Consider the following 12,061-nt stretch of genomic DNA (forward strand, 5'->3'; position numbering starts at 1 on the left):
TGGTGCGTCAGCGCCTGCCCCGGAATTTCGAGGTTTCGGGCTCACGCTTTGCGCGCCCCGGAACGACGACGTGCGTGGTGCATCGCGCCCATGACCCATCCCGGCGAGCAGTTTTATCCGAAGGGCGTCCGCTGGGATGATCCGATCGAGCGCGGGACCCTGCCCGACCTGTTGGCGCACGCCGTGCGTCAATTCGGCGCGCGGCCGGCGATCGAATTCCGCGACCGAACCATCAGCTTCAGCGAGCTGGAAGCGCTTGCCGATGTCGCGGCATCGGCGTTCCTGCGTGCCGGGTTTGGCAGCGGAACGACCGTGGCGTTGTTTCTCGGCAACTCGCCGGATCACCCGATCAATTTCTTCGGCGCCCTGAAGGCCGGCAGCCGCATCGCGCATCTTTCGCCGCTCGACGGGATGCGCGCGCTGTCCCACAAACTGAGCGACAGCGGCGCGCGCATCCTGGTCACGTCCAATCTCGCCTCCTTGCTGCCGACGGCGCTGAAATTCCTGGAAAGTGGCCTGATCGACCGCCTGGTCGTCTGCGAGGACGATCATTGGGGCGTGGCTGGCAATCCGCATGCGCCAATTCCCGATCATCCGGCGATCGTCACCTTTGCGAAGTTCACCGAAGGCGCAACCAGGCCGGCGCAATGGCCGGCCATTTCTGCAGACGACATCGCGCTGTTGCAATATACCGGCGGCACGACGGGACTGCCGAGGGGCGCCATGCTCAGCCACGGCAATTTGACTTCGGCCGTATCGATCTATGAGGTCTGGGGGCGGCCGGCGCGGCTCGATCGCGACGAACGTGTCATCTGCGTATTGCCGCTGTTCCACATCTACGCGCTGACCGTGGTCATGCTCTCATGCCTGCGGCTCGGCAAGCTGATTTCGCTGCACCAGCGCTTCGACGTCGAAGCCGTGATGCGCGATATAGAGGTCAAGCGCGCGACCGCCTTTCCCGGTGTTCCCACCATGTGGATCGCAATCGCAAGCCTTCCCGATCTCGACAAGCGTGACTTTTCCTCGCTGGTCCAGGCGGGCTCAGGCGGGGCGCCGCTGCCGGTCGAGGTTGCGAAAATCTTCGAGCGCAAGACCAACATGAAGCTGAAGAGCGGGTGGGGCATGACCGAGACCTGCTCGCCCGGCACCGGACATCCGCAGCAAGGGCCGGACAAGCCGGGTTCGATCGGGCTGATGCTGCCCGGCATCGAGATGGACGTGGTTGCGCTCGATGATCCGAACAAGGTTTTGTCTCCGGGCGAAGTCGGCGAAATCCGCATTCGCGGGCCGAACGTCACCAGGGGATATTGGGGCCGGCCCCAGGAAACGGCGCAGGCCTTTGTCGGCGGCCGCTTTCTCACCGGCGACATCGGCTATATGGATGAGGACGGCTATTTCTTTCTGGTCGACCGCAAGAAGGATATGATCATCTCCGGAGGCTTCAACGTCTATCCGCAGATGATCGAACAGGCGATCTATGAGCATCCCGCCGTGCAGGAAGTGATCGTGATCGGCATCCCCGACGCATACCGCGGCGAGGCGGCGAAGGCGTTCATCAAGCTGCGCCCCGGCTCGGCCGCCTTTTCGCTCGACGAACTGAAAGCGTTTCTTGCCGGCAAGCTCGGTCGGCACGAGATTCCGGCCGCGCTCGCATTCGTCGATGACTTGCCGCGCACGCCCGTCGGCAAGCTCTCGCGGCACGAATTGCGCAGCCAGCAAGCCAACAGCCGGCCTGCGCCGGAAACACCACAACAACAACTCGCAACAGGAGGTCGCTCATGACCGACGCCGTCATCGTTTCCACCGCCCGCACACCGATCGGCAAGGCCTACCGCGGCGCGCTCAACGCCACGGAAGGTGCCACGCTGCTGGGTCACGCCATCGGCGAAGCGGTCGCGCGCGCCAAGCTGGACCCTGCGGAGATCGAGGACGTCGTGATGGGCGCAGCCCTTCAGCAGGGCGCAACCGGCGGCAATATCGCGCGCAAGGCGCTGCTGCGCGCCGGGCTTCCGGTGACGGTCGGCGGGACCACGATCGACCGGCAATGCGCTTCCGGTTTGCAGGCGATTGCGCTCGCGGCGCGTTCGGTGATTTTCGACGGTGTCGAGATCGCGGTCGGCGGCGGCGGCGAGTCCATCTCCCTCGTGCAGAACGACAAGATGAACACTTTTCACGCCCAGGATCCCGCGCTCCTCAAGATTAAGGGCGAAGTCTATATGCCGATGATCGATACCGCCGAAGTCGTGGCCAAGCGGTACGGCATCTCGCGCGAACGCCAGGACGAATATTCGCTGGAGAGCCAGCGCCGCGTCGCCGCCGCTCAGCAGGGCGGCAAGTTCAACGACGAACTCGCGCCGATCACCACGACGATGGGCGTCGCCGATAAGGCAACCGGCGAGGTCTCGTTCAAGGAGGTGACACTCTCCAAAGACGAGGGCCCGCGGCCGGATACGTCGGCGGAGGGCCTCGCGGCGCTCAAGCCGGTGCGCGGCGATGGTTTTACCATCACCGCCGGCAATGCCAGCCAGCTGTCCGATGGCGCCAGCGCCTCCGTCGTCATGAGCGACAAGGAAGCGGCTAGGCGGGGTTTGAAGCCGCTCGGCATTTTCCGCGGCTTCGTCGCTGCCGGCTGCGAGCCGGACGAAATGGGCATCGGGCCGGTCTTCGCGGTGCCGCGCCTGCTCAAGCGGCACGGCCTCAAGGTCGACGACATCGATCTCTGGGAATTGAACGAGGCGTTCGCGGTGCAGGTGATCTATTGCCGCGACAAGCTCGGCATCGATCCGGAAAAGATCAACGTCAACGGCGGCGCAATCGCGGTCGGCCATCCCTACGGCATGTCGGGCGCGCGCCTGACCGGTCACGCGCTGATCGAGGGCCGACGGCGCAAGGCCAAATATGCGGTCGTGACAATGTGCGTTGGTGGCGGCATGGGCGCGGCCGGCTTGTTCGAGGTGGTGCACTAGTTGTGGTCGTCCACGGCCGCGAGCCGGGCCCATACGCAGCGGCAGCCGGCCTCCCAAAAACGGGCGCCGGTGGTGTTATGGGCCCCCACGTTCGCGGGGACGACAATGGATAGATTGGTAGGATAATTCGTAGGAGAATCCGATGGATCTCGCTTTTACCAAGGAAGAAGTGGCGTTCCGCGAAGAGGTGCGGGCCTTTCTTCGGGATAACGTGCCGGCCACGACGCGGCAGAAGATGATCGAAGGCCGTCATCTCAGCAAGGACGAGATGGTCGCCTGGTGGCGCATCCTCAACAAGAAGGGCTGGGGCGTGTCGCACTGGCCGAAGGAATATGGCGGCACGGGATGGTCTTCCGTGCAGCACTACATCTTCAACGAAGAACTGCAGGCCTATCCGGCGCCGGCGCCGCTTGCGTTCGGCGTCAGCATGGTCGGCCCCGTCATCTATACCTTCGGCAACGAAGCGCAGAAAAAGCAGTATTTGCCGCGCATCGCCAATGTCGACGATTGGTGGTGCCAGGGCTTCTCCGAGCCGGGCTCCGGCTCCGACCTTGCTTCGCTGAAGACCAAGGCCGAGCGCAAGGGCGACAAGTGGATCATCAACGGTCAGAAGACCTGGACCACGCTGGCGCAATATGCCGACATGATCTTCTGTCTCTGCCGCACCGATCCGTCGGCCAAGAAGCAGACCGGCATCTCCTTCATCGTGTTCAGCATGAAGTCGAAGGGCGTCACGGTACGGCCGATCCAGACCATCGACGGCGGCCACGAGGTCAACGAAGTCTTCTTCGATGACGTCGAGGTGCCCTACGAGAATCTGATCGGCGAAGAGAACAAGGGCTGGGACTACGCCAAGTTCCTGCTCGGCAACGAGCGCACCGGCATTGCGCGGGTCGGCGTCTCCAAGGAGCGCATCCGCCGCATCAAGGATCTGGCCTCCAAGGTCGAGTCGGCCGGCAAGCCGATGATGGAAGACCAGGCTTTCCGTGAAAAGCTCGCGGCGGTCGAGATCGAACTGAAGGCGCTCGAACTCACCCAGCTTCGCGTGGTGGCCGACGAAGGCAAGCACGGCAAGGGCAAACCGAATCCGGCATCCTCCGTGCTCAAGATCAAGGGCTCGGAAATCCAGCAGGCAACGACCGAACTCCTGATGGAAGTGATCGGGCCATTTGCCGCGCCGTTCGACGAACACGCCGACGACGGCTCGAACGAGGCTATGGAATGGACCGCGCAGATCGCGCCGAGCTACTTCAACAACCGCAAGGTCTCGATCTATGGCGGATCGAACGAGATCCAGCGCAACATCATCACCAAGGCGGTGCTGGGGCTGTAGGGACGTCATTCCGGGGCGCCTGAAAGGCGAGCCCGGAGTCCATTTTTCTGCGGGTTGCGTCGAGGAATGGATTCCGGGCCTGCGCCCGAGTGGGCGCATCCCGGAGAGACGGAATGATAGACCGGGTATGAGGAATAAATAAATGGATTTCGATTTGTCGGAGGAGCAGCGGCTTCTCAAGGAAAGCGTCGAAGGGTTGCTCGGCGACGCCTATGACTTCGATCGGCGCAAGAAATACATGAAGGAGCCGGGCGGCTGGAGCAAGGCGATCTGGGGCCGCTTCGCCGAGCAGGGCCTGCTCGGACTGCCGTTTGCGGAAGGCGACGGCGGCTTCGGGGCCGGCGCGGTTGAAACCATGATCGTGATGGAAGCGCTCGGCCGCGCGCTCGTGGTCGAGCCTTATCTGACGACGGTCGTGATCGGCGGCGGCTTTCTGCGTCATGGCGGTTCGGCCGCGCAGAAAGAAGCGCATATTCCCGCCATCATCGACGGCAGCAAGACGCTTGCTTTCGCGCAGCTCGAGAAGAACTCGCGCTATGATCTGGCGGACGTCGCGACTTCGGCGAAGAAGAAGGGCGATGGCTGGGTGATCGACGGCGAGAAATTCGTCGTGCTCAATGGAGAAGCCGCCGATACCTTTATCGTGACCGCGCGCACCAAAGGCGGCCAGCGCGATGCGGGCGGCGTTGGCGTGTTCCTGGTGCCGGCCAATGCCAGGGGCATTGCCAAGAAGGGCTATCCGACCCAGGACGGCCTGCATGGCGCCGATGTCACCTTCACCGGTGTCGAGGTTGGCGCCGATGCTGCGATCGGCGATCCCGAAAATGCGCTTCCGCTGATCGAGCGGGTGGTGGATGAGGCGCGCACTGCGCTATGCGCGGAAGCGGTTGGCCTGATGGACGAATCGCTGAAGACCACGGTCGAATACCTCAAGACGCGCAAGCAGTTCGGCGTGCCGATCGGCAGTTTCCAGACCTTGCAGCACCGTGCCGCCGACATGTTCGTCGCGGTCGAGCAGGCGCGTTCGATGTCGATGTTTGCGACGATGGCTACCGATTTCGAGGATGCCAAGGAGCGTGCCACCGCGGTCGCGGCCGCCAAGGTGCAGATCGGAAAGTCCGGCAAATTCGTCGGTCAGCAGTCGATCCAGCTGCATGGCGGCATTGGCATGACCATGGAGGCCGCGATCGGCCACTACTTCAAGCGCCTGACGATGATCGAGAACACCTATGGCGACACCGAGTATCACCTGCGCCGTGTCACGGCGGGCGGCGGATTGGTGTAAGTAGCCGCGCACTGCTGCCATTCCGGGGCGATGCGTCAGCATCGCGCCCGGAATCCATGGCGCTCCAATTCGAGGACAAATGGCTTCTCGGGTGCGCAATTTCGCACCATAGTTCGCGCTCACGCGCGTCCCCCAAAAGACGTCAGAGGACCCTTCCATGAAAGCCACCCCTTTCGATCTCACCGGTCAGGTCGCCGTCGTCACCGGGTCGAGCCGCGGCATCGGCCGCTCATCCGCCGAACTGCTCGCCAAACTCGGCGCCAAGGTCGTGATTTCCTCGCGCAAGGCGGATGCCTGCGAGGAAGTCGCGAGCGGCATCCGCAAATCCGGCGGCGACGCCCATGTCATCGCCTGCAACATCTCGCGCCGCGAAGAGGTCGAGGCGCTGATCTCCGGCTCCATCAAGCACTTCGGCAGGATCGACATTCTGGTCTGCAACGCGGCGGTGAACCCCTATTACGGTCCGCTGCTCGACATCAAGGACGAGGCCTTCGACAAGATCATGGCCTCCAACGTCAAAAGCAACCTCTGGCTCTGCGCGCTGGCAATTCCGCAAATGGCTGAGCGCGGCAAAGGTTCTGTGGTGATCATCTCCTCCATCGGCGGCCTGCGCGGCTCGACTGTGATCGGCGCCTACGGCATTTCAAAAGCCGCCGATTTCGCGCTGTGCCGCAGCCTTGCCGGCGAGTGGGGGCCGAAGGGCGTCCGCGTCAACTGCGTCGCGCCGGGGCTCGTCAAGACCGATTTCGCCCGCGCGCTGTGGGAAGACGAAGAACGGCTGAAGCGCCGCTGCGCCACCACGCCGTTGCGGCGGATCGGCGAGCCCGACGAGATCGCCGGCGCAGTCGCCTATCTCGGCTCTGATGCATCCAGCTTCATGACCGGCCAGACCATCGTGGTCGACGGAGGCGTCACGACGGCTGCGGTGTAGGTCGCCGCCGTCGTTGCCGGCTGACGCGTATGTATTGACGAAACTTCTTCAATCCGCTTGCCTTCGCCGGATACGACACGAAAGAAACGCCGGGAGCAACGCCAATGTCCCTCGTGCTCGCCATCGATCAGGGCACCACGTCCTCGCGCGCCATGGTGTTTCGCGCCGATCTCTCGGTCGCCGCGATCGCGCAGGCGGAATTCCCGCAACATTTTCCTGCGTCGGGCTGGGTCGAGCACGATCCGGAAGACATCTGGAATTCGACCGTTGCGGTCTGTCGCGAGGCGTTGAAGAAAGCGGATCTGACCGCAAAGGACATCGCCGCGATCGGCATCACCAACCAGCGCGAGACCACGCTGGTTTGGGACCGTGGCACGGGCAAAGCGATCCACCGCGCCATCGTCTGGCAGGACCGCCGCACCGCCGATTTTTGCGCGCGGCTGAAAGATCAAGGCCATGAGCCGGCGATCACGGCCAAGACCGGCTTGATCATCGATCCCTACTTTTCCGGCACCAAGGTCGCCTGGATGCTCGACAATGTGCCGGGCGCGCGGGCGCGCGCCGAGCGCGGCGAACTGTTGTTCGGCACCGTCGATTGCTATCTCCTGTGGCGCCTGACCGGCGGCGTGGTTCACGCCACAGACGCCACCAATGCCTCGCGCACGCTTTTGTTCAACATTCACAGCGGCACGTGGGATGATGATCTCCTGAAGCTGCTCGGCGTGCCGCGCGCCATGTTGCCGGAGGTGAAGGATTGCTCTTTTCGTTTCGGCGAGACGATGGCGGATATCCTCGGTGGTCCAATCGCAATAGCTGGGATCGCCGGCGATCAGCAGGCTGCGACCATCGGGCAGGCCTGTTTTTCGCCCGGCATGATCAAGTCGACCTACGGCACCGGCTGCTTTGCCTTGCTCAACACCGGCACGAAGGCGGTTGCCTCGAAGAGCAAGCTGCTGACCACCATCGCCTATCAGCTGAAGGGAAGGCGCACCTACGCGCTCGAAGGCTCGATCTTCGTGGCGGGCAGCGCCGTGCAGTGGTTGCGGGACGGGTTGGGGGTCATCAAGCAGGCGGCCGACACCGGCCCGCTCGCAGAAAAATCCGATTCCGCGCAGAGCGTTTATCTCGTGCCGGCCTTTGTCGGCATGGGCGCCCCCTACTGGAATCCGCGCGTGCGCGGCGCGTTGTTTGGGCTGACGCGCAACACCGGCCCTGCCGAGCTCGCGCATGCCGCGCTCGAAAGCGTCTGTTACCAGACTTGCGACCTGTGGGAAGCGATGCGCGCCGATTGGCCGGAGGCGAAAGCCGCCAATGTCGTGCTGCGCGTCGATGGCGGCATGACCGCCTCCGACTGGACCATGCAGCGCCTCGCCGATCTGCTTGACGCGCCGGTCGACCGTCCGGTCATTCAGGAAACGACGGCACTGGGCGCGGCCTATCTCGCCGGTCTTTCCGCAGGTGTTTTCCCGGAGCCTGAAAAATTCGCCGATCACTGGCGGCTCGAATACCGGTTCGAGCCGAAGATGAGCGCGGCGACGCGCGAGCGCAAACGACAGGGATGGGCGCGGGCCGTCAACGGCGTGCTTGCGAGCGATGAGGAGTGATTGATCAAGCCGGGCGCATGGCTGCCAGAGGCCTGCCCCTTGGCAGCCATGCGGCCCGACATCGCTTGAATCTCAAGATCTCGTAATCACAACCTCGAGATATTCGCCGGGGACAATGAGGTTTCCCCCGCGGCCCCAATTTGATTTCTCCAGGAGGTCGAGGATATCGGCCTCCAGGGCCGCCGCCTTCTCCATATCGAGCGCTGCGAACGCCCGGTTGGTGGGACCGTAGTAGTTGCGAAAAACCTCGAGCCAATGCTCCGGAGATTCGTACCGGAAGGTGAAGGTCTGCAACGAACTGTTGATTTCGCAGCCCGTGAACAGCTCCTCCAGGCGCGCAGTGGTTCCCCAGAGCGTTGGCGGCTTCACGCCCGCCGGCGGCGGCGCATACCGGCCAACAAGCTTCAAGAGCTGGCCGATGAAGCCGTCCGGCGTCCAGTTCGCCAACCCGATCCTGCCGCCCCTGCGAACGCCGCGAACGAGCTCGGCCGCCCCCTTCTCCTGGTTGGGCGTGAACATCACCCCGAACGTGGACAGCGCCACGTCGAAGCTGCCGTCGGCAAAGGGAAGCGCTTCGGCGTCGGCCTCCTGAAAACTGACGGCAAGGCGCTCGGCGGCGGCACGTTCCTTGCCCCGGTCCAGCAGCGCGCGCACATAGTCGGTGGACGTGACGCGGCCAAAGCGGCGTGCGGCGGCAAGCGTGGCATTGCCGTTGCCGGCCGCGACATCGAGCACGCTGCTGCCGGCACAGAGATCGACCGCCTCGCACAGTCGCTCGCCGACAATCTGGAGCGTTGTTCCGATGAGCGCATAGTCTCCGGCCGACCATACGGCCTGCTGGCGCTGTTTGATGGCGGTGTAATCGAGGGGAAGCGTCGCAACCGGCATAGCTGATCTCCTTGTGTTTTCCGGACTTGCCGTCCGAGGCCGAGCCGCGGCTTGGCGAACTCGGCGGGAGCCTCTCACGGCGCGATTGCGGAGAGCCAGTTCAGGATCTGAATCCATGCGGTACAGATTTTGAACTGGCGCTGTCGGGCGATCGGTAGCATCCTTCATCCCGGTCCTGCTGCGTCATACCCCTCATGGTGAGGAGACGCGTAAGCGTCATCTCGAACCACGAGACCACCGGCCACTGGCCAAATCCTTCGAGAAGCGCGCAAGCGACCTCAGGATGTTGGTTAGCACTGGCTGCGGCGCAGCAGGACGAGCGCGATGGCCGGAGGGAACGCACCAATGTCGGATAGCGGCTACAGCCAGTTCTGTCCCGTCTCGATGGCGGCGGAAATCATCTGCTCCCGCTGGACACTGCTCGTCTTGCGCGAGCTGGTACAGGGATCGAGCCGCTTCAACGAATTGCGGCGCGGCGTGCCAAGCATGTCGCCGGCACTGCTTTCGAAGCGGCTGAAAGATCTGGAAGCTGCGGGGATCGTCAGGCGCACTGCGGCCGAGCGCGAGCCCGGCGTGCACGAATATCGTCTTACCCCGGCCGGAGAAGAGCTTCGTCCGATCATCGAAGCGGTCGGCGTCTGGGGACATCGATGGGTGACGACCGAGGCGACGCTGAAGAACCTCGATGCCAATCTGCTGATGTGGGACATCAGGCGAAACATCAATACCGATCCGATGCCGCATCGCCGCAACGTTATCCAGTTCATCTTCAAGGACCGGCCGCCTGCGGAGCGCAATTACTGGCTCATCGTAGAACCGCGCAACGAGGTCGACCTGTGCGTTGTCGATCCTGGCTTCGACGTCGACCTCTACGTGTCGACCGACCTGCGAACGATGACCGAAATCTGGCTCGGCTATGCGTCCGCCGGCCTTGCATCCGATGACGGCCGCCTTGTCGTGACAGGCAACAGAGACCTCGCTGCCGACCTGCGCGCCTGGTTGAAACTCAGCATGTTCGCAAAGGTCGAGAGGAAGGTTGCGTAGAGCCTGCAGGTGGCACTGAGCCGCCGGAGCTCCAGACTTGCGAGGCTGGCAATAACCTGCGCTACTTTCGCTGTGCGCTCCGCGAATGCAGCTCTGCGCATGGGCAGGTCGCGCGGCCAGGTTTCGGCCACCGTGCCGACACGTTTGCCGGGTGCTGTCCGCGCGGGCAGGGGGATTTCCTCAAATCCAAGGAGTCCTCCGCAATGCATAGAGCCGTCTGGAGCGTAGCCGCGTGCATCGTGGCCGCGCCGTTGGTCCTTCCCTCCCAAGCCGAAGCGCGCCATTTCCATCATACCGCCATCCACCACGCCTATTCTCACCGCGCCTACGTCCATCACGCTTATTCCCGTCACGCTTATTATCGTCACGCCTACGCTCGTCGCGCCTATGACACGCGGAACTTCCGGCAGGCCTGGGCGATGGCCTCGCCGGACGGCGGTGAGCGGGTCGTCGGCAGCCGCCCCTATGGGTGTCCAAACCGCTTCTGTGGATGTGAAGCCTCTCTCTACAAGTTTGGCCGCATCATTCCGGAACTGAACCTCGCATCCAACTGGCTGCGCTTTCCGCGCGCCATGCCGGCGTCGGGCATGGCCGCGGTCCGGCCGGGACACGTCATGATTCTCGAGAGCCAGATCTCCGGCAGCATCTGGTATGCCCATGATGGCAATTCGGGTGGCCATGTGACGCGCGAGCACCCGGTTTCGATCGCCGGCTACACCATCGTCAATCCGAGCGCGGGGTGGACAAGGTTCGCAGGATCCAGCCGGTTCAGCAGGCTCTAGGCTTTTCGCGTCCGCCCTCTGCATGACCCCGGCCATCGAGGTCGGGGTCGATCTCGCTTCACGGCCCTTCCTCAGTTGCGAAAGTGAGGTGATCCATGTCAGCCTGGAACTTCGAATCCGAAGTTCGCAAGCCATCACGTGTCGTTTCCATGATCCTCATCGGCCAGTACGACTCGCCCTTCGTCCGCCGCGTCGCGATTGCGCTCAAACTATATGGCTTTCATTTCGAGCACCGGCCGTGGTCGACTTTCGGCGACGCCGAGAAGATCGCGGCCTTCAATCCGCTGCGGCGCGTGCCGACCCTTGTGCTTGGTGATGGTGAGGCGCTGATCGAGAGCGCGATCATCCTGGACTATCTCGACGAGCTCGCAGGTCCCGAGAAGGCGATGATCGCTGCTCGCGGACCGGAGCGGCGCCGCGCTTTGAGGATTTGCGCGCTCGCGGGCGGCCTAGCCGACAAGGCGGTCAGCCTGCTTTACGAACGCGTGTTGCGGAAAGATCATCCCTCGCAGCTCTGGATCGAACGATGCGAAGCCCAGATCAGCGGCGTGCTGGACGTGCTGGAGAAAGAACGCGCAGCGATCGCTTCGCCGTTCTGGTTCGGCGTCAAGATCAGCCATGCCGACATTGCCGTCGCCTGTGTGTTGCGGTTCACGCAGGACGCCCATCCGCAATTGTTCAGTGATGCAAGCCATCCGGCGCTCGCCGATCATGCCGCGCGCTGCGAAGCCATGCCGGTGTTCCAGGACATCTTACAGCCGCTGGTGCCGCCGAAGGGATGAAACTTTTCTTTTTCGCCTCGCGCGCGTGCTTGGGGGGCTGGTTCGGCGAACGGCGGAAACCTTCCCGGATGCTGCGTAGCGCACCAAGGGAATGCAGCGTGGTGCTCTGCTGATCAGTGGCCCATCGTCGTGCATACGCCGCATCGCGTTCGGGACGCGGGATCGCGCTTGACAGCGGCTTGCTCTCTCGCACTGATTTGCGCGTCGTGCCATTCTGTCGCAGTCATTTTCGCTTGTGACGTCGGGCAAATCACTGGCACCTCTTCCTGCGTCCCGTGCCCGCCAAGAGGGGCGTTTCGCGATCGTCACGAACGTGGGGCGCGGGATGCGATGGATGCAGGTGGTGTCAGGTGCAAGCACTTTGCGCCGGACGAAACACCATCTGCATACGGCGAAGTCGTGTGGTCCCGATGCCGCGACGCTGGCATCAAGCCGGCCGACGATGC

Annotated in this window: 10 protein-coding genes; 9 read left to right on the top strand and 1 reads right to left on the bottom strand. The window is 63.4% G+C overall.

What is annotated here, in order from left to right:
- The first annotated feature begins 90 nt into the window (after positions 1–90).
- The 6 genes from pimA (at position 91) to glpK (ending at position 8,119) form a co-directional block, all read left to right on the top strand.
- Positions 91–1,782 (top strand): dicarboxylate--CoA ligase PimA, encoded by a 1,692-nt coding sequence (pimA, locus tag NEZ08_RS08920; protein WP_298106244.1) that lies wholly within the window; start codon positions 91–93, stop codon positions 1,780–1,782.
- On the top strand, positions 1,779–2,966 hold the full coding sequence (locus tag NEZ08_RS08925) for an acetyl-CoA C-acyltransferase (protein ID WP_298106245.1): 1,188 nt from the start codon (positions 1,779–1,781) through the stop codon (positions 2,964–2,966). Before pimA ends, NEZ08_RS08925 begins: the two co-directional genes overlap by 4 nt.
- A gap of 142 nt (positions 2,967–3,108) precedes the next feature.
- A complete protein-coding gene (pimC, locus tag NEZ08_RS08930) occupies positions 3,109–4,299 on the top strand; it encodes a pimeloyl-CoA dehydrogenase large subunit (RefSeq protein ID WP_298106246.1) in 1,191 nt (396 codons plus the stop codon).
- A 142-nt stretch (positions 4,300–4,441) separates the two neighbouring features.
- Positions 4,442–5,584: a pimeloyl-CoA dehydrogenase small subunit gene (gene pimD, locus NEZ08_RS08935; protein ID WP_298106247.1), complete on the top strand. Its 1,143-nt coding sequence runs from the start codon at positions 4,442–4,444 to the stop codon at positions 5,582–5,584.
- Positions 5,585–5,741: 157 nt separating this feature from the next.
- A complete protein-coding gene (locus NEZ08_RS08940; protein WP_298106248.1) occupies positions 5,742–6,515 on the top strand; it encodes an SDR family NAD(P)-dependent oxidoreductase in 774 nt (257 codons plus the stop codon).
- A 104-nt stretch (positions 6,516–6,619) separates the two neighbouring features.
- Complete coding sequence (gene glpK, locus NEZ08_RS08945) at positions 6,620–8,119, top strand: glycerol kinase GlpK (RefSeq protein WP_298106249.1); 1,500 nt, start codon at positions 6,620–6,622, stop codon at positions 8,117–8,119.
- Positions 8,120–8,191: 72 nt separating this feature from the next.
- Here the strand turns inward: glpK and NEZ08_RS08950 are convergent, their stop codons facing one another.
- The gene (locus NEZ08_RS08950) at positions 8,192–9,007 is read right to left on the bottom strand and encodes a class I SAM-dependent methyltransferase (RefSeq protein WP_298106250.1); all 816 of its coding nucleotides are present in this window, start codon (positions 9,005–9,007) and stop codon (positions 8,192–8,194) included.
- A gap of 345 nt (positions 9,008–9,352) precedes the next feature.
- Between NEZ08_RS08950 and NEZ08_RS08955 the strand changes: the two genes are divergently transcribed.
- From NEZ08_RS08955 to NEZ08_RS08965, 3 genes are all read left to right on the top strand, one after another.
- Positions 9,353–10,051 carry a helix-turn-helix domain-containing protein gene (locus NEZ08_RS08955; protein ID WP_298106251.1) on the top strand — a complete coding sequence of 233 codons (699 nt, stop codon included), beginning with the start codon at positions 9,353–9,355 and terminating at the stop codon, positions 10,049–10,051.
- A gap of 203 nt (positions 10,052–10,254) precedes the next feature.
- Complete coding sequence (locus NEZ08_RS08960) at positions 10,255–10,833, top strand: hypothetical protein (protein WP_298106252.1); 579 nt, start codon at positions 10,255–10,257, stop codon at positions 10,831–10,833.
- A 149-nt stretch (positions 10,834–10,982) separates the two neighbouring features.
- On the top strand, positions 10,983–11,615 hold the full coding sequence (locus NEZ08_RS08965; RefSeq protein ID WP_298106276.1) for a glutathione S-transferase family protein: 633 nt from the start codon (positions 10,983–10,985) through the stop codon (positions 11,613–11,615).
- Positions 11,616–12,061 lie beyond the last annotated feature (446 nt).

The organism is Bradyrhizobium sp., from assembly GCF_027451485.1.
Classification (GTDB): Bacteria; Pseudomonadota; Alphaproteobacteria; order Rhizobiales; family Xanthobacteraceae; genus Bradyrhizobium.